24 protein-coding genes are annotated in these 22,259 nt (G+C 66.3%); 11 read left to right on the forward strand and 13 right to left on the reverse strand.

Going from position 1 to position 22,259, the window contains the following annotated elements:
• Positions 1–13: 13 nt before the first annotated feature.
• The 6 genes from ACOGJB_RS08485 to ACOGJB_RS08510 form a co-directional block, all read right to left on the reverse strand.
• Complete coding sequence (locus tag ACOGJB_RS08485) at positions 14–427, reverse strand: type II toxin-antitoxin system VapC family toxin (RefSeq protein WP_419840374.1); 414 nt, start codon at positions 425–427, stop codon at positions 14–16.
• Positions 424–660 (reverse strand): FitA-like ribbon-helix-helix domain-containing protein, encoded by a 237-nt coding sequence (locus tag ACOGJB_RS08490; RefSeq protein WP_419840375.1) that lies wholly within the window; start codon positions 658–660, stop codon positions 424–426. Before ACOGJB_RS08490 ends, ACOGJB_RS08485 begins: the two co-directional genes overlap by 4 nt.
• Before the next feature lie 24 nt (positions 661–684).
• Entirely contained in the window at positions 685–924 is a 240-nt protein-coding gene (locus ACOGJB_RS08495; RefSeq protein WP_419840376.1) for a hypothetical protein, read from the reverse strand.
• Between the two features lie 49 nt (positions 925–973).
• The gene (locus tag ACOGJB_RS08500; RefSeq protein WP_419840377.1) at positions 974–1,237 is read right to left on the reverse strand and encodes a type II toxin-antitoxin system Phd/YefM family antitoxin; all 264 of its coding nucleotides are present in this window, start codon (positions 1,235–1,237) and stop codon (positions 974–976) included.
• A gap of 230 nt (positions 1,238–1,467) precedes the next feature.
• Positions 1,468–1,869 carry a ribbon-helix-helix protein, CopG family gene (locus ACOGJB_RS08505; RefSeq protein ID WP_419840378.1) on the reverse strand — a complete coding sequence of 134 codons (402 nt, stop codon included), beginning with the start codon at positions 1,867–1,869 and terminating at the stop codon, positions 1,468–1,470.
• 14 nt (positions 1,870–1,883) lie between these two features.
• A complete protein-coding gene (locus ACOGJB_RS08510; RefSeq protein ID WP_419840379.1) occupies positions 1,884–2,156 on the reverse strand; it encodes a hypothetical protein in 273 nt (90 codons plus the stop codon).
• 98 nt (positions 2,157–2,254) lie between these two features.
• On the opposite strand from ACOGJB_RS08510, the gene ACOGJB_RS08515 reads away from it, so the two are divergent.
• On the forward strand, positions 2,255–2,689 hold the full coding sequence (locus tag ACOGJB_RS08515) for a DUF6941 family protein (RefSeq protein ID WP_419840380.1): 435 nt from the start codon (positions 2,255–2,257) through the stop codon (positions 2,687–2,689).
• 44 nt (positions 2,690–2,733) lie between these two features.
• On the forward strand, positions 2,734–3,753 hold the full coding sequence (locus ACOGJB_RS08520) for an alpha/beta fold hydrolase (protein ID WP_419840381.1): 1,020 nt from the start codon (positions 2,734–2,736) through the stop codon (positions 3,751–3,753).
• A 119-nt stretch (positions 3,754–3,872) separates the two neighbouring features.
• Here the strand turns inward: ACOGJB_RS08520 and ACOGJB_RS08525 are convergent, their stop codons facing one another.
• The 7 genes from ACOGJB_RS08525 to ACOGJB_RS08555 all read right to left on the reverse strand — a co-directional run bounded on the left by ACOGJB_RS08525 (position 3,873) and on the right by ACOGJB_RS08555 (position 14,624).
• Positions 3,873–6,893 (reverse strand): choice-of-anchor R domain-containing protein, encoded by a 3,021-nt coding sequence (locus tag ACOGJB_RS08525; RefSeq protein WP_419840382.1) that lies wholly within the window; start codon positions 6,891–6,893, stop codon positions 3,873–3,875.
• 131 nt (positions 6,894–7,024) lie between these two features.
• A complete protein-coding gene (locus ACOGJB_RS08530; protein WP_419840383.1) occupies positions 7,025–7,189 on the reverse strand; it encodes a hypothetical protein in 165 nt (54 codons plus the stop codon).
• Between the two features lie 11 nt (positions 7,190–7,200).
• Positions 7,201–8,595: an MFS transporter gene (locus ACOGJB_RS08535; protein ID WP_419840384.1), complete on the reverse strand. Its 1,395-nt coding sequence runs from the start codon at positions 8,593–8,595 to the stop codon at positions 7,201–7,203.
• Between the two features lie 141 nt (positions 8,596–8,736).
• Positions 8,737–9,561 carry an SDR family NAD(P)-dependent oxidoreductase gene (locus ACOGJB_RS08540; protein ID WP_419840385.1) on the reverse strand — a complete coding sequence of 275 codons (825 nt, stop codon included), beginning with the start codon at positions 9,559–9,561 and terminating at the stop codon, positions 8,737–8,739.
• A 72-nt stretch (positions 9,562–9,633) separates the two neighbouring features.
• A complete protein-coding gene (locus ACOGJB_RS08545; RefSeq protein WP_419840386.1) occupies positions 9,634–10,725 on the reverse strand; it encodes a Zn-dependent alcohol dehydrogenase in 1,092 nt (363 codons plus the stop codon).
• A 207-nt stretch (positions 10,726–10,932) separates the two neighbouring features.
• Positions 10,933–12,360: an MFS transporter gene (locus ACOGJB_RS08550; protein ID WP_419840387.1), complete on the reverse strand. Its 1,428-nt coding sequence runs from the start codon at positions 12,358–12,360 to the stop codon at positions 10,933–10,935.
• 53 nt (positions 12,361–12,413) lie between these two features.
• Positions 12,414–14,624: a molybdopterin-dependent oxidoreductase gene (locus ACOGJB_RS08555; protein WP_419840388.1), complete on the reverse strand. Its 2,211-nt coding sequence runs from the start codon at positions 14,622–14,624 to the stop codon at positions 12,414–12,416.
• 112 nt (positions 14,625–14,736) lie between these two features.
• On the opposite strand from ACOGJB_RS08555, the gene ACOGJB_RS08560 reads away from it, so the two are divergent.
• The 9 genes from ACOGJB_RS08560 to ACOGJB_RS08600 all read left to right on the forward strand — a co-directional run bounded on the left by ACOGJB_RS08560 (position 14,737) and on the right by ACOGJB_RS08600 (position 22,237).
• Positions 14,737–15,567: a DUF429 domain-containing protein gene (locus ACOGJB_RS08560; RefSeq protein ID WP_419840700.1), complete on the forward strand. Its 831-nt coding sequence runs from the start codon at positions 14,737–14,739 to the stop codon at positions 15,565–15,567.
• Between the two features lie 135 nt (positions 15,568–15,702).
• A complete protein-coding gene (locus ACOGJB_RS08565) occupies positions 15,703–15,963 on the forward strand; it encodes a hypothetical protein (RefSeq protein ID WP_419840389.1) in 261 nt (86 codons plus the stop codon).
• A gap of 27 nt (positions 15,964–15,990) precedes the next feature.
• Entirely contained in the window at positions 15,991–16,884 is an 894-nt protein-coding gene (locus ACOGJB_RS08570; protein WP_419840390.1) for an AAA family ATPase, read from the forward strand.
• Complete coding sequence (locus ACOGJB_RS08575) at positions 16,881–18,080, forward strand: vWA domain-containing protein (protein WP_419840391.1); 1,200 nt, start codon at positions 16,881–16,883, stop codon at positions 18,078–18,080. The genes ACOGJB_RS08570 and ACOGJB_RS08575 overlap by 4 nt, the downstream gene beginning before the upstream one ends.
• Positions 18,081–18,100: 20 nt before the next feature.
• Positions 18,101–18,400, forward strand: coding sequence for a hypothetical protein (locus tag ACOGJB_RS08580; protein WP_419840392.1), 300 nt, complete (start codon positions 18,101–18,103; stop codon positions 18,398–18,400).
• An 89-nt stretch (positions 18,401–18,489) separates the two neighbouring features.
• Complete coding sequence (locus tag ACOGJB_RS08585; protein WP_419840393.1) at positions 18,490–18,957, forward strand: hypothetical protein; 468 nt, start codon at positions 18,490–18,492, stop codon at positions 18,955–18,957.
• A 182-nt stretch (positions 18,958–19,139) separates the two neighbouring features.
• Positions 19,140–21,008 carry an SGNH/GDSL hydrolase family protein gene (locus ACOGJB_RS08590; protein WP_419840394.1) on the forward strand — a complete coding sequence of 623 codons (1,869 nt, stop codon included), beginning with the start codon at positions 19,140–19,142 and terminating at the stop codon, positions 21,006–21,008.
• Positions 21,005–21,658, forward strand: a complete 654-nt coding sequence (locus ACOGJB_RS08595; protein ID WP_419840395.1) for an RDD family protein — start codon at positions 21,005–21,007, stop codon at positions 21,656–21,658. The genes ACOGJB_RS08590 and ACOGJB_RS08595 overlap by 4 nt, the downstream gene beginning before the upstream one ends.
• A 93-nt stretch (positions 21,659–21,751) precedes the next feature.
• Positions 21,752–22,237 carry a hypothetical protein gene (locus tag ACOGJB_RS08600; protein WP_419840396.1) on the forward strand — a complete coding sequence of 162 codons (486 nt, stop codon included), beginning with the start codon at positions 21,752–21,754 and terminating at the stop codon, positions 22,235–22,237.
• Positions 22,238–22,259 lie beyond the last annotated feature (22 nt).

Here is a 22,259-nt window from a genome sequence, read left to right on the forward strand (position 1 = left end):
CGGCTCTCGGATGTCACCCGACCTGTTCGGGCCGCGGCGGAAGGCGGAATTCGCATCGCGTACCGCTGGCGCCGGCCATCTTGCGATCAAGTGTGACCAGCCGCCAGCCAAGCGATTCAGCCAGCGCGACGTACCACGCGTCGTAGGCAGTGAGATTGAAACGAAGCTCCCAGACCCGATCCGCAAGCGGGGCAAACGGGTACAGCTCGATATCGAGCCGGCGAAGACTTCGAAGCGACACCGTCGCTTCGGACCGCGAGAGCTTCGGGCCGCCCTCGAGGCGTCGCAGAACGTTCGCAACCTCCGCCATCACCATTGACGGTGCCGCCAACGGAGTCTGCGTGAGCTGCGCTGTCGCCCAGCGGCCGTCGCTGCCGGCGTCTGTGAGCACCGCCACCAACACTGACGAGTCGATGACCGCTGTCATCGGCGGTCGGCATCACGCGCAGCAAGAATCTCCTCGGCCGATACCTGGGTGCCTACAGCTTCGACTCGGCGCCTGGTCTCAGCAAGCCACGACTCCACCGAAGGCCTCGCTGCGAGACGCTCTAACTCCCCCCGCAAGTACTCCTGCATCGACTGACGCCGCTCCGCAGCCTGAGCAGCAATCTCGTCGCGTACATCGTCCGGCACGTTGCGGATGGTGATCTGCACAGCCATGCCCGCATTCTGCTTGCGTTGCCATTATTTTGCAAGCAACCTCATCAACCCCGATCCCAGAAATTTGCGACGGCTGCGGAAGAAGCGGCCTGACACGCCCTCGCCGGCGTGGAACCGGGCGCAGATCGCCGCGAGCAACTCGCGCTGGTCGTCCTTCTCGCTCAGCACGTACTCGTGCGGCCACGTGTCCCGGCAGGTCACTGCCTCACGCCACGGCGCATTCTCGATGAGTTCAGTCAGTCGCGTCTTCACGCCCACCAGCATCGCGAGGGGGTGCAACAAGTTCACCGGTCCGCACCAATCTCAGCGCCGATCACTCGGCCGAGATGATGTCGTCCAGCGAGATCAGCTTGCCCTCAGCAGCTTCTTGCTGAGACAACCGCAATTCCGCCATGAGTTCCTCGTCTCCGAGCATGTCCAGCGTCTCCTCGAGCGAATCCAGTTCGTCTGGGCTCATGAGCACGAACGACGGGCGACCATGACGGGTGACGACAATGCGCTGGTGCTGGTGCTCAATCCGGTCCGCCAACTCCGACAATCGAGTCTTGGCCTCGGAGATCGGCAGTGCCTCGGCCATGGGCACCGAGGCTAGCTGTGAGTCTTGTTCATGTGTTCCTGCGAGGGCCTTCACCTATCCGATTGCCACCCTACAAAGCAGACAACTGGCGGCGCCTTCGGCATCGCTATCTGGAGCACGGCTCCGCGAGAACTAGTCGCAGCGGGCCGGAACGTCGGCTGCGTGCGAATCGAAGGGCACCACCACCCTCTACCTGTCGAGGATCATTCACCACGATGTGCGCGTACGAATCAGCCTGCGGTTAAGACGCCATCGCAGCTCGTGACCGAATCCAGCTGCGTACCCGTGTTGTCGTGAACGACGAATGCGCTGACGGTTCCCGGATGCACGTGGACGCCGGGGAGAAGTGGTCCGGCACTGACATTGCGGGCAAGCGGTCCGCTGGTAACCGTCCGCGCGAGCGCCTGCCCCGCAGGCCGAAGCCTGACTCGCAACGCCCCCCGCACGAACTGCGACAGGCTCTCGCCCGCAGCTTCAGCGGCCTCCATGACGCGGTCCAGTTCATCGGAAGGAAGGCGGAACGACACCACCTCGCTTCCCGCTGGCCGCACCTCGATCTCGACGGGCTGATCATCCCACTCGTCGGGGTCGTTTCGGTGCTCGTAGAGATCGTCAGCTCCCTGTTCAGTCATCGGTCGTTCCCTTCTCACGTCTTGTTGTACCAATCGATTTCATGCCGTTGCGACCGCCAGCCGGTGACTGCACGCCATCGGCCGTCACGGACATGAACGATGCAGATGGTCCAGAACTGCCCGCCGCGATCGGGGCCGATCATCTGATGGCTCGCCGCACGCCGCCGCTTGTTGCGTCGAAACATTGGAGCGCCTGCTGCGACTTCGAGCACATCGCGGCGTGCAGCGCCGTGCTTCCACAACTCCTCAAGGTTGTGATCGTCCCAATCCCATGAGGCTGCCAGCAAGACGGCAAACTCTACACAATGGCCTCAACATCTCGTCCATGAGTTTACATTCGTATACTCATGTCTGACAAGCCTGACGCCGGAGGAAGCCTGACGCCGTGCCCCGTATCGAGATGCTCACGCTCGCGAACCACGCCGAGGTTCAAAACGGTCTGATGTACCTCAGCGGCGCCGAATGGGACACGTTGACGCGCGACATCCCCCACGGCGCAGATCCACCGCCCCAACACCTCGGGATCGGAGTGTCCGTCGTCGTCGGCTGGACTGAGACCAATCAGCGTCACCTGCTCCGCTTGTGGATCGAGGACGAAGACGGCCAGACGGGCCTGCTCGACGTCAACGCCGAAATCGAAGTCGGGCGTCCCCCAGGAATGCTGCACGGAACCGAGAGCCGTGCGCCATTCGCTATCAACGGAATCATCGCCTTCCCCAATCCTGGTCGCTACGTAGTGTGCGCACGAGTCGGCAGCGACGTCCCGCTCCAGTATCCGTTCAGGATCGTCGATCGTCCGACACAGGACCGGTCGGGCTGAGCATCGCTCGCTGTAGGCACGTTGCAAGGGCCAGAATGTCGGCCATGAGCGAATCGAACGGCACGACCACCCTCAACCTGTCGGGTGTGAAGCACCACGATGTGGATGCGCTGGGCACCCGGATCCATGTGGCCGAGCTCGGCGAGGGGCCCATGGTGCTGTTCGTCCACGGCTTTCCTGAGTCGTGGTACTCGTGGCGCAACCAGCTCCCCGCGGTGGCTGCGGCTGGGTACCGAGCGGTTGCGATCGACGTGCGGGGTTACGGCCGCTCATCCGCTCCCGCGGCGGTGGACGACTACCGGATGGTGCGCCATGTCGCCGATAACGTCGGCGTCGTGCGGGCGCTTGGCGAAGACTCGGCCGTGATCGTCGGGCACGACTGGGGCGCGCCCATCGCCTGGAGCTCTGCCCTGCTGCGGCCCGACATCTTCACCGCGCTGGCACTGGTGAGCGTGCCCTACAACGCCCGCAGCGACTTCAAGCCCAGCGCGGCGTTCCGGATGATGGGCGGCGACAAGGAGTTCTACATCGAGTACTTCCAGGCGCCGGGCCGCGCCGAGGCTGAGATGGAAGTCGACCTGCCCCACTGGCTGCTGGGCATGTACTACGCCGCCTCGGGCGACGGCGTGCGGGCCCGGGTGGCGTCGGGCGACTCATCAGGCGGGGGCTTCGGCGTCGTGCCCGGCGGCAAGCTCTCGGACAACTTCATCTGGCCCGAACCCGGCACCTGGCCCCACTGGATGTCTGAGTCTGAATTCGGCTACTACGCCTCAGAGTTCACGCGCACCGGCATGTCCGGCGGGCTGAACCGCTACCGCAACGTGGACCGCGACTGGGAGGACATGGCCGCCTTCGACAGCGCCCCGATCACCCAGCCGTCCCTGTTCGTCGGCGGCGAGGTGGACGGGCCGACCGTCTGGGGCGCCGGCTCCATCGCCAAGTTCGGCGAGACCATGCCGAACCTGCACAAGTCAGTGATCCTCGACGGCATCGGCCACTGGGTGCAGCAGGAAGCCGCCGACGAGCTCAACGCCGAACTGCTCGAATTTCTCGCCGCGCTCTAGCGCACAGACCCGGCGCCGTTCCCAGCGAGCAGCCGCACGCTCACTCGCCGCCTGCGTCGCCGGCGTTGCCGGTGGCGGGCGCGGTCAGCGTCGCCGGCGGGCTGTTGTGGTTGTTGGGGCTATGAGGCGGCTGCTTGGGCGGTGAGGGCTGCCTGCACTTTGGGCAGCGTGTCGATGCCGTCGGCCCAGCCGTGACGGCGTGACCGGGCGAGCCATGCTGCGATGCGGTCGTCGCTCATGGCGCCGCTGCGGCCTTCGAGCCGGTCGAGCACCGCTGTCCAGTCGCGTATCCCTGCGTGGTGGCTGCGCGCCCTGAACGACGCGATGTGCGCTTGGACCTCCGCGATCAGCGCCGGGTCCATCACGTACGCCGACGGCGGGTCGTCGTCGTCGGACACGGTGACCGTCGCCGTGGCTGCGGCGCCCACGGTGTAGCCGTCGCCGTCGGCCACCGCAGCGGTGATGGTCCCGTCGGGCTCGTCTGTCGCGTCGCCGACGGTGTCCACGGTCAGCGTCGCCGACGACGAACCGGCGGGGATCGTGACCGTGCGCGTGCCTGCGGTGACGCCGTAGTCGCCTGCCGCCGCGATCGTGACGGTCACAGCCAGGTCGCCTGCGGGCGCTGGCGACGCTGCCACCGTGAAGGTCACCGCGGATCCCTCGGTCGCTCCTGACGCGGACGCAACAGTCACCTCAGGCACGACGACAGGCTGGTGCTGCGGCTGCTGCTGTGGCTGGCCGTCGCCGACAGGCTGCTGCTGTTGTTGTTGTTGTTGTGCTGTGTCGTGGGCTTGCTTGGCTTCGATCTCGGCGACTACCTGGTCCCACACCGGGCTGCTGTACCTGCTGGCGTTCTGCCGCGCCTCGGCCAGGGTCAGTGCGCCGCCCGTCACGTCGGCGGGGTCCAGCGCGCCGATCGCGGCGAGCGCCCGCTGCCAGCGGTTCACGTGCGCGAAGCCGTGATGGGTCTGCGACGCCAAGTACTGCACCGCGGAGACGACCTGGGGGTCCGCCGCATACACCGCGCCGCCGCTGTCTGCGTCGGGGAGGGCCTGCTGCTGATCGGCCTGGTCCTGATCCTGGGGGGGTGCTTGCTGGCCGTCGGGCACCGGGTCGCCGTCCGATATCGGGTCGTCGTTGTCGTCGACGCTGGGAGAGGTCTCCAGGTTCGGCCCGTAGCTGACCGTGACCTGCCGATGCGCCGACGGCTCGCCGTTCGCCCGCTCCAAGCTCATCGAGATTTCATAGCTGTCGCTGGTGCCGTACTGCGCCGGGTCCAGCGTCAAATCGACCCGCAACAGCCTGTCCCAGTGCTCCGGCCTGATATGCATCGCGTACCAGTGCCTGGGCCCCGCGACCTTCGAGTACGACAACGGACTCGCACCCGCCTGATCGGCGCGATGCACCGTCGCGGCCACCGGCGCGTTGTCCCACGACCCGTCAGGGCGGCCGGTGCGCAGCCGGATCCGCAACGTATCCCAGCACAACCCCACAGAACGGCCCTCGCAGTCAGGCGGCCCGTCGACCCGGAGCCAGAACCGTCCCGCTCCCGAACGGCTCTCGCCCGCACGGCTCAACACGCTGACCTGACCGATCACGGCCCCGTCGGCGCCGACCGCGTCGAAAGCGGTCAAGTCGTCGTCGACGACCCTCACCGCCATGTTGAAATTGGACTCCGTCCGCTGCCCCAAGATCCGAGACAGCGACCCCGACGTGTCCCAGTTCTCGCTGAACGCATGACGAATGATCCGCGTATCAGACCTCACATCACTGTCGTGAGCAGCAGTCACCGTCACCGTGCGCGGCTCATCATGATCGCGATGCGTCCACGACACCACCGCCGGATCGAACGACAGCCCGTCGCCCGTCGGGGTGATCGTCAACGGCGACCCCGGCGCCGGAACGTTGGAGTTCCGCACCGTGTAGGAAACCGTGCCGCCCTCATCGACACGCAGACACTCCCGCTCACGGCACCCGAAACTGAAACGCGGGTCCGGGCTGAACACCGGGTCGAGCCCCCGCGAGCGCTTCACCACCACCGTGATCGGCGCGAACGCCACCGACGCGTCGCTCGACGACAACAGCAACTGGAACTTCGCGTCAGGCCCATTAGCGGGCAGCCCATCCGCACCCGAAGGCACACCGGTCACCTCCACCACCCGAAAGCCCTTGTGCAGCACAGGCTCCTCAATAGACGTATAACCCGCCCAGTCCGCAGCAGTGAAATCGAAACCGATCGACCCAGACGGCTCATACCTGTCCTGATCCGACCAACCATAGCTAGGGTCAAAATGTGTACCACGGTTGCCAACCAAGCGACCGCTGCCGGGAATAAGACTGGTCTGCACCTGAACGCCCACGACGCCGTTACGTCCGTTATGGCCATTCACGTACTTTCGGCCCATGAACAATTGATCCGGATGATTCACCCTGACCCGCGACGGATCAGACGACACCACCGTCACCGGCACCCGGCCAGTCACCTCCCGAGCCAAGTCCAAACGCACAGACACCGTCTCGCCCTCACCCACAAACACCACCTCAGGCGCCGACACCAAAGTAGGCGTCTCTACGCCGTTGATGCCGATCTTCGGAGTAAGACTCGAGGTGGCCCAAGCAGCGGTGCTGGTGCGTGCGCGTTGCAGCCTGGAATCAGCGATGCTCCAACCCGGTGCCGCGCCCGCATCCTCGCCGTCCGAGAGGGTGTTCCTGATCTCGAGACCGCTATTGGAGGTGCCAGTGACGTCGGTGATCACCAAGAAATACGTCGTGCTCGCCGCAAGGTGGATGCCCGCCCCGGGCGCTGTGAATCTCAACGCCGTGTCGGTCCTTGTGAACGGCGAGAAGGCAGGCCAAGTCAGCGTGCCGACAACATCGCCGGGGCTCCCGCCCGCATCAGCCTGGATCGTGACCGACCATCTCGAAGCCGCATCAGTATCTGGGATACTAAAGAACTGCACATCGACGCTGCTCACCGTGTAACCCGCGTTGCCGCCCGTCGAGAACGCCTGAGCAAAATTCCAGCCGATCGCCGAGACACGGGCGCCATCGGTCTGGCCCAGATTGCTCACCAACACTGGCTCAGGCGTCTGCGCCCCCGCCGACGACAACGGCACCAACGCCAACAACGCGCCCGCCACAGCGACCGCTACAAGGCTCCTAAGCCCCCCCCCCCCCGGAACATACGTACCACAGACATCAAGAGCCTCCACGGACAACGATGAGCAACACGGCACTCTACAACCCGACCCAAGAGCTCCCTGAAACGGTGCTAGGTCAAGCGGGTGACGCCGCGTGTGGCGAACAGCGGTGCCACGTAGCCGATCGCGGCGACCGCGGCGCCGAACAGGAACGTTGCTCGCAGCCGGCTCAGCGAGGGATCCGCGCCGGCGAAGGCCAGCATCGTCTGGATCCCCAGGATGATGCCCATCCACATGACGGTCTGGTTCAGCCGTTGGCCATGCCGAGGTCTTTGTCTTCCACCGAATTGGCGACCAATACCTGGTAGGCGGGCGAGCCGACCCCTGCTGAGACACCCGACAGCACCAGCCCCACCATGATCGCCGCGAGGCCCCAGCCCACGGGCTTGGCACCCAGGGCAAAGGCGATCATCGAGCCGATCATCGCGGACGTGCCGAAAAACATCGGGATCCGGGCGCCGATCTTGGTCACCAGCATGCCGCCCAGCGGCGATGCCACCGCAAACGCACCGGGCCGGGGCACCATGAGCATCGCAGCGATGCCCACCGAGTAGCCATACCGCTCCTGCAACACCCAGGGCACCACCATGAAGCCGCCCATGTACGCGAATTGGTTCGCAGGCGCCGACAGCAACGGCAAGGTGAAGCTGGCTCGCCGGAACAGGCGCAGATCCAAGAAAGGGGCCGGGGCGCGGCGCTCCCACAGCACGAACGCCACGAAGCAGACCACCGCACCGGCGAGCATCGCCATGAGCGTCTGATCTGACAGCAGTGCATCGCCCGACCGCAGGAGGATCGGCAGCCGAGTGATCGCCCACAGCACCAGCAGCGTTCCGCCGGCGAGCAGCAGCGCTCCCCCGATGTCGATCGGCACGCGTTCGCCACGGGGGATCGGCTTCACGACGACCGCTGCCAGTATCAATGCGACGAAGCTGATCACGCCGAACAGCAAGAAGATGCCCCGCCAGCCGAACACGTTGAGCAGCGGTCCGCCGACGACGACGCCGATCGTCGGCGCACCCGTCATGGCGAACTGGAACCAGCCGACGGCGCGTGCTCGCTCGGCCGGACCGAAGGCGTGCATGAGCAGCGCCATGCCCGAGGGCATCAGCAGGCCGCCGCACAGCCCGAACACCACCCTCACGGCGATGAAGGTGCCGATATCGGGCACCCAGTAGTTGGCGATCATCGTCGCGGTCATCCCGACGATGCCGATGAGGAAGATGCGACGGTGCCCGAATCGGTCGGCCAGCTTGCCGCCTGCGGGTGTCGAGACCGCCATGGCCAGCATGAGGCCGGTGATGACCCAGCCGGCGGTGGGCAGCGTGGTTCCGAGGTCTTCGGAGATGGGAGTCAGCGAGACGCCCACCAAGGTCATCAGCGAGCCGAAACCGAGTACCGCCAGCCCGATCACACCGAGCAGCCGCCATCGGTAGCGGTCTGACGGGGGCGCGTCGGCGGTCGTGGCTGGACGGTCGGCGGGGCCAGCGGGCGACGGCGCCGGGCGCGGCGAGGGGGGTGCTACCGATGCGGCAAGCGGCCGACCGGCAGCATCGAGCACCCGCGGGACGACGGTGAAGACTGCCGGCCGTGCCGTGGGCAACTGCGTCGGGGCGCGCCGCAGCGGTCCTGCGGGCTTCACGTACTCAGGACCGACAAGGCAGCGTTCTGGGTGAGCGTTCCCCTCTGGGCCGCGCGGTCGACGTCACGGTTTCAGTAAACGCCCTCACGCGCCGTTTGCCTCAGATTCGCCACGCGTGGCGGCGACACGCGACGAAGCGGCTCAGCGCGTGAGATGCCCGTCTTCGAGCATCGCATCGGCCTGATAGCGGGCGATCTTGCCCATGTCGGGGTGGGTGAGCACCCAGAAGCGCTCGGTGCGGACGGCGTCGAGCACCATCGGACCGACCTCGGCAGGGTCCATGCCCTCTGCCAGAAAGCCCTTCATCATGTCCCAGAACTTCTCGCCCTGGTCGGTGCGAACGTGGTGAGAGGCATCTTCGGGGTCGCGATTGCGCTGGCTGTAGACGATGTTGGTGTTGATCGGTCCTGGGCACAGCACCGAGGCACGGACGGGCGAGTTGCGCAGCCGCAGATCGCGCTCGAGCGTGGCCATGAGCGCGACGACTCCGTGCTTGGCCACGTTGTAGGCGCCCAACGAGGCACCCGCATACAGGCCCGCAACCGATGCAGTCGAGTTGATGTGGCCTTCACCGGCCTCCTCGATGATCGGCAGGAACACGTGGCATCCGTAGATCGGACCCCACAGGTCGATGTCGAGGGTCCAGCGCCAGTCCTCAATGGACATGTCCCCCACCGGGCCCGGAATGCCGACGCCGGCGTTGTTGCACAGAACGTGAGCCGTGCCGAACTCGGACACAGTCGCCTCTGCGAGCGCTTCGATCTCAGCCAGCTTCGACACATCGGTGCGCACCGCGATGGCCTCTGCGCCGGTCGCGCGCACCTCGGCAGCAGCATCGTTCAGCGGGGCTTCCTCGATGTCAGCCAGCACGACCTTCATGCCCGCCGCGGCGAACGTGTCCGCCATGGCTCGGCCCATTCCGCTTGCCGCCCCCGTCACGACGGCGACCTTGCCTTCGACGTCCATTGCTCCTCACTCGCCTCTGTTGTCGATGTGTGTCTTGTGCGTTGCCGCGATCTCGCCGCGCCGTGCTTGGCGTTAGTCGAAGTCGATGACGGTGCGGGTGCCGACGCGCTGGCGCATCTGCTCATAGCCGGCGTTGATGTCCTCCAGCGGCATGTGCGCCGAGATCATCTCGTCGAGCATCAGCCGGCCGTCGAGGTACATGTCGACGTAGCGCGGCATGTCCACCCGGAAGGCGTTCGAGCCCATCATCGAGCCCTGCAGCCGCTTTTCGAGCATGAACACCTCGTAGCCGGGGATCTCGATCTTCTCGCCGAACGGCATCATGCCGACAATGACGGTGGTGCCGCCGGCGCGAGACGATGACCACGCCTGCTCGCAGGTCTTCTTCAACCCGATGCACTCGAAGGCGTAGTCCACGCCGCCGCCGGTCAGCTCCTTGATGGCCTCGACGGCATCAACCTCGCTTCCATTGACGGTGTCGGTCGCACCCACCTGGCGGGCCGTCTCGAGCTTGGAGTCCTCGACGTCGACCGAGATCACCCGACCAGCGCCCGCAATGCGAGCGCCCTGCACCGCGGACAGGCCGATGCCTCCCGCGCCGTAGACGGCAACGGTGGCCCCGGGTTCGATGCGGGCTGTCTTGAACACCGCACCCAGACCGGTGGTGACGCCGCAGCCGATGAGCGACGCACGGTCGAGCGGCATGTCGTCGCGGATCTTCACCACAGCGTTCTGGTGCACCAGCATTTCTTCGGCGAACCCGCCGAGCCGGGCGAACTGCCCGACCTCGGTGCCGTCATGCTTGGACAGCCGGGGCGCCGCTCCATCTGGGCGAGCTACCGCGGCGTGGTTCTGGCAGATGTTGGGACGTCCGGTCAGGCAGCGCTCGCAGTGGCCGCAGAACACCGACAGGCAGCTGATGACGTGATCGCCGGGCTGCACGTAGGACACGTTGTCGCCGACCGCTTGGACCACGCCGGCGCTCTCGTGACCCATGACAGCGGGCAGCTGGTACGGCCAGTGCGCATCCATGAAGTGCAGATCGCTGTGGCACAAGCCTGCGTGCACCACCCGCAACAGGACTTCGTTGGGTCCGGGCGCATCGACGGAGATGTCCTCGATCTCGAGTTCACCCGGGATCTCATTGAGCACTGCAGCTTTCATGGTCGGCTCCCCTCCCGTCGCGCACATCGGCGGCGCAACTTGGCCACGCCGCAGCGTAGTCACCCACGGCAGAGCGCAGAGACTGAGCCGAATGGCGAAGTCGTGGCCCGAGCGGCCCGTGAGCCCAATCGCATGAGCATGGGGAACAAGAGCGGGAAGCAAGGGCTGGTCCACGGAAGGCGAGACGCAGCGTTGTGGCGCTGAAGCTCAGGGTGTGGGACCGGTGCGGCGAATGACCTCGGGACGGATCATCAGCCACAGCGTCATGCCTGCAAGCCCAAGGGAGGCCATCAGCACGACTGCGGCGCGAGCGCCGAGTTGCTGGGCAACCTCACCGAGCACGTAGGTGCCCACCGGCAGCGCGCCGATTGCCATGCTCAACAAGCCCATCGCGCGACCCCGCATTTCCTCGGACACGGTGGTGAGCACCAAGGTCGACTGCGTCGCTGCGAAGAGCCCGCTGCCGCAGCTGGCGATGTACAGCGTGATCACGGCAACGAGAACATTCGGCGACATCGCCCACACGATGAGCGTCGCCATGGCCACGAAGACGCCGAGCGTGTAGGCAAGCCCCCAGCGGCCGGCGCCCCACCGGGCAGTGACCAGCGATCCGGTGATCATCCCGAAGCCGGTCATCGAACCGATGATCCCGATCTGAGATGCGGTGGCGTCGACCTGGTCGCCGATGAGCTGGACGGCCGGGAAGTAGGCGAACATGAAGAAGTTCGCCATCACGGTGACGCCCAGGATGCTGAGGAGGCTGCGGTTGGTGCGAGCGAGCCGCAATCCCTCACGAAGCTCCGCGAGCGTCGACGTGCGAGCGGCGGCAGGGCGGCCGGACGTCCTGCCGGATGGAAGCGCCTCGCCGGCTGGGCCGTGCTGTTGCGCCTCGCCGGCTCGGCCGTGCTGTTGCGCCTCGCCGGCTCGGCCGACGGGCACAACCTCGAAGATCCGGTCCCGCAGGGCGTCGGACCATCGGTCAATCGATTCGGCGACGGGGCGAGCTGGCGGCACCCGGGGCACCCACATCAGCAGGAACAGGCCGACGCTGAGCATGCCAGCGACACCGAGGAAGGCCGTCCCGACGCCGGCACGGTCAGCAACGGCACCGCCCAGCAACTGCCCCGCAGCGACGCCGGACGCCAGCGCCATCGTCTCCCACGCCATCGCCTTGTGCAGCCGATGTGGACCGACGATGTCCAGCAGCAGGGCACGACGGCTGGTCATGTCGACGACCCAGCCGATGCCGGCGAAGAGCAGGAACGGGAACAACAGCAAGATGCCCAGTTGGTCGGACCTCTCGGCGAAGCCGATGATGGCGACAAACGGCACGAGCAAGGCCGTCTGGAGCCGCACCGTGCGGCGACGGTCGAAGCGATCCGAGATGACACCGCCGATGGCGCCACCGAGCAGCAGCGGGGCCCACATGACCGCGCCGGTGAGCTGCACCATCCGAGGCGAGTCCGTGATCTGGTTGACGTGGTAGCTCGCGAGGAATGCGATCGCCCAGCGTCCCCAGTGCCAGCACAGGCCGCTGAACCACAGCGGCGCGAACCCGCGTGCTGCGAACGCTCCACCGCCGCTGAACTCGGACTCGAGGCGCGGCGCTTCAGCGGCGGCCGCCCCCCTGCGCATCAGCGCGGCATCCTACGAGCGAGCGCCGCAGAGTGCCTGTCGTTGCTGCTGGATCAGGCCGGCACGCCCGATGCCGGGGCGACCGTCACCGGGACGCCGTTGACGGCTGCGTTGCCAGACGGGACGTCCACGAAATCGGGCGGGACCAGCACGTTGTAGTTGACACCTGCGTACCGGCTGGCCACTGACTGCCGGGTTCCCGGCTTGTCGTGACCCCAGCCGTGGGGCAGCGACACCACGCCTGGGTACATCTCGTCGCTGACTTCCACCGGAACCTCTACGGCGCCGTTGGTCGAAGCAACTCGTGCCAACTCGCCATCGCAGATGCCGGCGCTGGCGGCATCTTGGGGATGCATCAACAGCGTGCAGCGATCCTTGCCCCGCACCAGCACCTCCACGTTGTGCATCCAGGAGTTGTTGGAGCGAACGTGGCGACGACTTGTGAGCACCAGGGAACCGGCTGGTCGGTCGATGCTGCGCGCCAAGCGCTCGATGTCGGCGGTGATGCGCTCGGGGGCCAAGTCGATCTTCCCGTCGGGATGAGTCACGATGTCATCGACTTGCGGGACCATCGGACCCATGTCCAGCCCGTCGGGTAGTTCGGCGAGCTTGTCGAGGTTCAGCCCATCGGGATTGTCGCCGTAACGGTCTCCCCACGGACCGGTCCGGATGGCGAGATCATTCAATCGCTCGGGGCCGGGCTCGGGCGATGTCTCCAGCGCCATCGCAGGATCCACACCGGCAAGCTCAGCGAGGGCCGAGAAGTACAGATCGTCGAACTCGGCCGCGTTCACGTCTCCCATTCCGGCGCACATCGCTCCGAGCCGGGTCAGAATCTCCCATTCGTCGGGCCGATCGTCGGCGGGCGGGAATAGCGGCGGCGCATACTTTGCAGCCGAGCGCTTGGCCCAGCCCCACAGCATCTCGGAATAGAAGTGCTGCTCCAGCGCTGCCAGCCCCGGCAGTACTACATGGGCGTGGCGGGACGTCTCGTTGAGGGCGTTGTCCACCGAAATCATGGCTTCCAGCTGGGGCAGGGCATTGTCGAGGCGTTCGGAATTGGGGGCAGACAGCACCGGGTTTCCACCCACCACCACCAGCCCCTTGAGCTGCCCGGGGCCGGGTGTGTCGATCTCCTCGGCCAGGCATCCCATGGGAAACTGCCCGAGCACCTCGGGAATGTCGCGCACTCTGCTCCGCCAACGGTCAAAACCGCCCTCGAAGCCCCAGTCCTGCTGCAGCATCGACCACGCCACAGGCTTCGCCCACATCATTCCGCCGACCGCATCCAGGTTGCCGGTGAGCGCGCAGATCACGTCGGGCAGCCACGACGCCAGCGTGCCGAATTCCTGGTTGCAGGTGCCGATGCGTGCGTACCACGCTGCCCGCTCAGCCGCAGCGAACTCGCGGGCCAGGGTGCGGATCGCCTCTGCGTCGGCCCCGCACGTCTCTGCGACCCGCTCGGGCGGGTACCCACCAGCAATGGCACGGACCTCGTCCGCGCCCTTGAGCCGATCCGCCAGATGGCCGAATCGCACGAGCCCTTCGTCGAAGAGCACGTTCACCACGGCGAGCTGCAGCAGCGCATCGGTGCCGGGCCGCACCGGCAGCCACTGATCGGCGTGGGCGCACGTCTCGGTACGGCGAGGGTCGATCACCACCACCTTGCCTCGCTCGCGCACCCGGTCCAGAGCGCCCGGAACGTCGGGACAGCCCATGAAGCTGCCCTGGCTGGCGGACGGGTTGGCGCCTTGGACCACCATGAAATCGGCGCGATCGATATCGGGTACTGGGATGCGCCATGAATGCCCGTACATCAACTGGCAGGCGACGTTCTTGGACCACGTGTCGACGGTGCCAGACGAATAGACCGTCGGTATCCCAGCAAGCTGCAAGAACATGCCGGCATACCGGCTGATCGAGTAGTTGAAGCCAGTGGCATTGCCGAGGTAGGCGGTGATCGCTTCGACGCCGTAGCGGTCCCGCACGTCGCCAAGCAGCTCGGCGCACCGTTCGAAGGCAGCCTCCCAGCTCGCTTCGACAAGGCTGCCCGACGCATCACGGATCAGCGGAACCCGCACGCGATCGGGGTCTGCGTACATACGCCCGAGCACGGTGCCCTTGGGGCAGATGTAGCCCTTGGACCAGACGTCGTTGTGGTTCGGCCTGATCAGCTTCACCTCGCCGTCGGCGTGGTGCACTTCGAGTCCGCACATCGCTTCGCACAACGAGCAACTCCGGATGTGAATCTGGCGATCGGTCATGCGAGCCCTTTCTGGACCGTGGCCGGGATGCCCGAGATTACGGTGCCCCATGCGTCCCAGTCCGTCTTGAGTGCAGAACAACTCATCAGCCGGCGAGAGACGCGTGATCGACATGGCAGATGACAGCGCTGAAAGCAACTCGGCACGCGTCGGCGGCGTGGACGGAGCGACGGGAGGATGGGTCCTGGCGGTCACCGGCGCTCGAGACCGCGACCCCGTCGAATTTTCCATGTGGACATCGTTTGCCGAACTGTGGTCACAAGCCCGCCAGCAGTCGCTTGTGGCCGTGGGCATCGACATGCCGATCGGATTGCCCAGTGCTTCACCGCGCCTTGCTGATGAGCAAGCGCGCGAGATGCTGGGACCGCGCCGATCATCGCTGTTCTGGTCTCCGCCCGAGGCTGCTCTGCCTGCGAGCGACTTCGACGCTGCCAACCAAGCCTCTCGCGACCATCTCGGCATGGGCCTGTCGAAGCAGGCCTTCAACTTGCTGCCGAAGATTCGCGAGGTCCGCTCCGTTCTTGCACCCGCCGAATTCGAAGCCAACGCAGCGCCACGGGCCGCAGAGGTGCACCCGGAGTTGAGCTTCGCCGTGATGGCTGCGGTGCTTCACACGACTGTGGGGCCCGATCGGATCGGCGAACCGACTTCCTCCGACGGGGAACCGACACCATCCCGGCCGATGACGCATCCGAAGCGTTTTCAAGCCGGCATTGCCGAGCGTTTGGCGCTGCTCGGCTCCTGCTTCGCCAGTATCACTGAATCGGCGGTCCTGAGCCCGTTGGCTGGCCCGCCGCATCCCGCGCTCGATGACCTGCTCGACGCCGCTGCAGCAGCTTGGACCGCCCGACGGATCGCCGCGGGCGACGCAGAGCACCTCGGTGCCGTCGACGGTCACATCCCGCTCGACAACCTCGGCTACCCGCTGACCATCGTCGTGTGAACTCGACCCGGTCGAGCTCACACTGGCACGCTCTGCTCAGCGTGTAGCACAGCCGTCCAGCGACGGCCTTGGACTGATGCGCTGATCGGGATTTCGAGCATGCGGCTACTATCGAGGCGGTGCTATCGAGATCCGATGCTTGCGAGGGCTGACGCCGCCGACCGGCCGCCCGTTCTGACGGATGTCTGGCGAGGCGGCGACGACGTTGGCGCCGACACTGAGCGCAGCAATGCCAAGGTCTGTCGCAACGCGCGCCATTTCACCTTCGATGGCTTCGCCGAAGGGGACGACGACATCGCCACGTCCTGGCGGAAGCTGCTCGAGCGCGAGGGCAAGTCATCCCCCGACGGCGCCTCGGTGCGCGACCTAGTCCTCGGTCCAAGCTCAGGAGACTGAGGCCGGAGATATCCCGGCCTCTCCACGGTGAGCGAACCGCCCCGCAACGAAACGCCGGCAAGCGTTGCCGGCCTTCAAGCGCAGCTGGGTTCGTCTGGATACCTGGCGAGCCGCGGACTGGCCACGGCGACGCTCATCGGGCTGCGGCTGGGTCGACCCATCCTGCTCGAGGGCGAGGTCGGCGTCGGCAAGACCGAGATGGCGAAGTGCCTGGCGCAGATCGGCGGGCGGCAGCTCATCCGGCTCCAGTGCTACGAGGGCATCGACACCCATCAGGCGCTGTACGAATGGGACTATGCACGGCAGATGCTGCACGTCCGGGCGCTGTCGGAGAGCGAACTCTCCGATGCCTCGGCGGTCAGCGGCCTCTACAGCCCCGAGTTCCTGATCGAACGCCCGCTGCTCGCAGCAATCCGGGCCGGAAGCGACGCTGTGCTACTCATCGACGAGATCGACCGTGCCGATGACGAGTTCGAGGCGTTCCTGCTGGAGCTGCTGTCGGACTTCCAGATCACGATTCCCGAGGTCGGCACCGTGGCAGCCAGCGACCGGCCGACCGTGGTGCTGACATCGAATCGCACACGGGAACTGCACGATGCCCTCAAGCGGCGGTGCCTGTACCACTGGATCGGCTACCCCAGCGTCGAAGAAGAAATCGAGATCGTGCGGCTGCGGGCGCCCGGCGCCGTCGAGACGCTTGTGCACAAGGTCGTCGCGGCGGTGCAGCGTCTGCGAGACATGGACTTGATCAAACCGCCCGGCGTCGCGGAAACGCTCGACTGGGTGGATGCGCTGGGCGTGCTGGGCACCACCGAGCTCGATGCGGCCTCGGCAGCCGACACGCTCGGTACGGTCATCAAGGACCGAGACGACCTCGAACTGGTCGGCGCCGAACTCGACAGGGTTGTCGCCGATGCATGAGTTCGGTGCCGCAGCCGGTGTCGCCGTCGGTGCCTGAGGGGCCGCCTGCGTCCGCGGACGACGCGGGCTCGGGCCCAGCCGAGATCGTGGCGCGCCTTGTCGGCTTCGGCCACGCCCTGCGGCACGAGGGCCTGCCGGTCGGCTCCGACGACGTGGTCACGTTCTGCTCAGCCGTCGCCGAGCTCACACCCAGCGACCTCGCCGACGTCTACTGGTGCGGCCGTTCCACGCTCGTGCATCGCCGCGAGCACCTGGCGGTGTTCGATGAGGTGTTCCGTCGGTATTTCCTCGGCCATCCCCCGCCACGTGCTTCTGAAGCCTCCCCGCCCGAACCAGCAACGCAGAGTCTCAGCGGCACGCTGCAGGTTCCCGACAGCGAGCCTGGCGAACAGACCGGAGACGACCGGCCGATGGTGCTCGGCCTGCAGGCATCGGCGGTCGAGATCCAGCGTGACAAGCGATTCGCCGAGTGCACTCCCGAAGAGTTGGCTGCGCTGCGACGGATCATGGCGCGCATCGGACTCGAACCGCCGCGACGCCGAACACGACGGCGGCAGCCGGATCCCTCGGGTGCGCGGCTCGACATCCGGCGGATGGCCCGCGAGGCCATGCGCCTCAGCCACGCGGCACCTGAGCTGCGCCGTCTGGCACGATCACAGCGACCCCGACCCCTCGTGCTCATCTGTGACGTCTCAGGGTCGATGGCCGACTACTCGCGCAACATGTTGCAGTTCGCATATTCGATGCGTCGGGCAGCTCGCAAAGTCGAGGTCTTCTGCTTCGGCACTCGGCTGACGCGCATCACGCCGGCGCTGGACCGCCGCAACCCCGACGATGCCATGAAACTCGCCGCGGCTCGTGTGCTCGATTGGGACGGCGGCACGCAGATCGGCGCATCGCTGGACACCTTCGTCCGCCGCTGGGGTCGCAAGGGCCTCAGCCGCGGTGCCACCGTTGTGGTCTGCTCCGATGGGCTCGACCGCGGGGACCCTGCTGTGCTGGCGGACGCAATGGAGCGTCTCAGCCGGCTCTGCCACCGGATCGTCTGGATGAACCCGCTCGCCGGTGATGATGTCGAGACCCTGCCGAACACCCTCGCCATGTCGGTGGCGGGCCCATTCATCGACTCGCTCCAGTCCGGCCACAACCTCGACAGCCTCGAGTTGTTCGCCCGCAAGCTGCCCCAGATCGGCTGAGCCTGATGAAGCTGAGCCCGATGAAGAGGTGGAGCGTCTCCATCCAGGCAGAGGGCGACCGGCCCGTCCAACTCGACGAGGTGGTGTCGCTGGCCGACGCGGTGGCGCCGCTCGACGGCATCGCATCGGGCGTCGGAGCGATGGCGTACGGAGCCCAGATCGTGGTCGAGGCCGACACGGCCGACGACGCTGTCGAGGCGGCGATGGAGGCCTTCGCCGCGGCGGCCGAGACAGCGAACCTGCCGGCCTGGCCAATGACCCGTGCGGAAGTGATCGGAGAAGATGAGTTTGAGGTAGGCGAAGTTGGGATCGAAGAATGATCCGGTCCATGACTCGACGGCAAATCCGACAAACGAGCCAGGCCGCATGAGCCGCACCTCATTGGACCGGCCCCGATGACCTGGACCCGATGATTCGGCTCGGCTCGCTCGCCGGCTACCCCTTCGAGGGACCACGAGTGCTCGGCGGCTGGACGCCGCCTGCGGCACCGGGCGTGTTCGCGATCCTGTACCGGGCCGACCCCGACGCCAAGCCCTACGACTACGCCGTGCTCGACGTCGATCACGCAGACAATCTGGCTGCGGCCGGGCTGCCATTCGGCCACCAGCGCGCCAAGTGCTGGGAGCGACGCGCCGGCAACAAGTGGAATCTCCACATCTGCACCTACGAGGTGCCTGGCGGGCTGCCCTCACACCGCGAACAGATCGTCCGAGAGCTGATTTCGGTCTACCGGCCCGGCTGCGCGCCCGAACAATTCGACCAAGTGTGGGAGGACGAGTGGATCGGCAGCTACCGGACCCCTACCGCCGGCCCGCTCACCACCACCCGAGATCCCCCCAAGTCATCGAGACCGGTCTCTGAACCGAACGACAACTGATCATCGGTGCGTGCTCTGCCAAGCCTGTGCTGACTGGCCACTGCATCGAGCGGGTTGCGAATGGGCCGCTCTTCGGGTCGTTGCCGACAGCGAACCAAGAGGTCAGACCTGCACTTCCTGCCAAACCTGCACATTCCATCGTCCCGCCAGGAGTCACGGACCGACATGCAACACTCGGTGTCATGAGCGGAACCCAGGCAGGGTTCGGCGCCACGGTCGCGGTGGCCTGCGCCGCCCACGACCTGTTCCGCGTTGACGACTGGCCGCCCAGCAACCGCCACGACGACATCTGGCATGACGTCACGGTATGCGAGGCGAGTCTGCCCGACATGGCCGAGACCGGCGGCACCGCGTCGATACCGACACGGCCCGACGGACTTGAGATGCTCGTGCTGCGCGGCAGCGACCCGGTCAGCCGCGCCGGCCGACTCACAGAGCTCGTCTTGGAACTGCGCCGCCCGGTCAGGCTCGTGTACCGCGGCAGCGCCGAGCCGGTGCGAGCGGCAGCACCGGTCGCAAACGCCCCGATAGGCGCCGCTGTCACGCACGGCCCCAGCGCCGGCGCGTCGGTGATGTGCCTCGTGCCGTCCGCCATCGGCGCAGCCGCCTCTGGATATTCCAGCAGTTGCGCGACCGACGCGCACGGGCAGGTCACCGTGCGCTACTTGGTGCCCACCAATGCGGCGCACGCGTTGCGCCGCGGGCGCGACACGCTGCTGGTATTCGAGGACCGCGACCAAGACGGCGCCCATGACCATCTTCCCGGCCGCGTCGGCCACGAACCCGCCGCAGCGATCGACATCCCCGTCGCCAAAGCCCCCAGCTACGTCGCATTGGGCGACTCGTACTCGTCCGGCGAGCAAGGCCGCCCCGACGCCGCAGGCTTCGCAGGCGGCTACCAGAACGGCGTCAGTCCCGCCGACCCGCACTGCCGCCGCTGGAGCGAGGCATACCCGAACGTGATCGCCCGCGAATTCCTCGGCGACAGCACTGTCGGCATCAACGCGACCTTCGCCACGTTCGCATGCACCGGCGCGATCACCTACAACATCCACGACCCGCGCGGACCCGGTGATGAGGTCACCCAGGAAGACCTGATCGAGACCAACAAGCCCTCTCATCCGGTGCCGAGCCTCAGCTACGACTCCGACACCGGCCAACTGCTGCCACGCCCGAGCGACTGGGAACCCCGCCAAGCTGTGTCCTTGGCGAACGCCCAAGCGATGAACGATGTGGACATGATCACCATCACCATCGGCGGCAACGACGTCGGATTCGCGAATGTGATCAGAGCCTGCGCAACGCCGCTCATCGGCAACCTCGACTCGACATGCAACCAGGACGATTTGGCGCTCAGCTGGGCGGAGGTGCAAGACCGCATTGAGGACGCTCTGACGAAGATTCGAGCGGCATCCCCGCGGGCGTCGATATACGCGCTGGGCTACCCGCCGATCACCCCTCGGCCCACACCGTGCCCTAGCGACGTCAGGGACTGTCCAGAGTTGGGCATCAACCAGCAAATCGATGACTGTCCTGCACTGTCAGCACAGGACATACTCGCTCACTCGGCGGGGGTGGAAAGCCTTCCCGCTGTGTTCAGGCCCTTGGGCTATTTGGCCAGGTGGAGTCCACTTGGGATTGCGGCCAGCGTGAACGGGTTGTCATTGGATGAGATCGCCAGCGGTATTGCGAAGATCGATCACGTCGAGGCTGACTTTCTGTGGTCGAGCGCGGGAGCGCTGAATCGAGCCGTGCAGCGTGCTGCTGCCGCGGCGGGCGTGCATTTTGTGGACATCCGATCAGGAGACCAGTTCGCGAGTTCGACTGGGAGTCTTGTGGGCCGCGATCCCTGCGGCGCCGATCCTTGGCTGCACGGCTTCGTCTTGGATATGGAGCAGACTCCCGCGTCAGCCAAGTCATTCCATCCAAATGTGGCAGGCCATACGGCGTACGCACGAAACCTTGAGCAATACATCAGAGCGCAGATCGTGGCAGGCACCGACTTGAGCGAGGCGGGCCTTCCGGCGAACCCGAAGGCTGCGAGCCGGTGACCCACACAGAAACAGAGGCCGCGCTGCTGTGGCGCAGGCTTGTCGCGCGGCTGTGCGACGCCGTTTGCCTCGCTGCGGCGATCACGCTGATCCTCTTCCTCATCAGCGCTGGAGCAGTGGGCCTAGGCAAATGGAGTTCCGAAGGTGAGGCCTCCAGCGGATTCTTCGGTGCCGATCTGGTCGTGGGTTTCTATCTGTTGATTGCCTTGGTCTTCATAGGACTGCCGGCTGCCCTTGTGACTTGGTATGTGTATGAATGCGTAGTGGCGAGGCGTTCAGGGCAAACGCCGGGCAAGCGGTTGTTGGGCTTGCGCGTGGTGGCGCACGACGCGAGGCGCACGGCACCGCCTGGCGTTGATCGGTTGTCGGCGCGGTGGATGACTCTGCAACTTCCGACCGCGGTTGCGTTGGCCGCGGGTTGCTTGGAGTGGCCTACGGGCGATCGATGGCCGGCGCTCGGGGGCTTGGGGTGGCTGCTGGTGGTTGCTGCGCCGGCACTGTTGTCTCGATCTCGGCGCGGTTTGCATGACTGGGCAGCACACACGATCGTGGTGTCGGCGCCGCGGCCGGGCAGTCGGGTGCTGGGGCCGGATTCGTCGGACCAGTCGGCGGGCTTGGTGAAGCCGGTTCGCCGGCCAACGCAGGCATGAGGATCTTGCTGATGGACGCGAACAAATGGAAGTCGGCGCTGTGGGTTGCAGTGATCGCTGCCGGGGCGGCCTCTGCGGTGCTGTGGGCTGCTGGTGGCGGGTCGGGCACGCGAGGTGCCCGGTTGCGCTGGGCGTTTCGTGACGCCGGGCGAAGTGCTGTTGTTCGCCGCGGAAGGGTTCGCCGGGAATGCGTCTGTGAGCTTCGTCGGCAAGTGGGCATCTTTGGGCGGCGTTTTGTCGGGGGATCTGGCCGTGCCTGCAGAGACTGCGGATCCTGATGGAACGCTGACATTCTCGTGGCCGGTCCCGGACACGCCGTCGGCGTCTGTTGATGCTGCCCCGCGTGTCTACGCAATTCAGGGATCCGGCACGAATCCGGCTGGGGAGACTCATACGGCGTACATGCTCGAGCCGCTGGTGGCCTACCCAGACACAGTGCCGTGCGCGGTGCCTGATTCGGCGACGACGCCGTTGGGCACGACCATTCGGGTTGATGTGCTGGCGAATGACGCGGCGCCGGAGGGTGGGCAGGCTCTATCGGTGGTTGCGACTGAGTCGAGTGTAGATGTCGGCGGCTGATTGCCAGTTGTGGAGTCGGCGG

The sequence above is a fragment of the Candidatus Poriferisodalis sp. genome, assembly GCF_965208895.1.
Taxonomy (GTDB): Bacteria; Actinomycetota; Acidimicrobiia; order Acidimicrobiales; family Poriferisodalaceae; genus Poriferisodalis.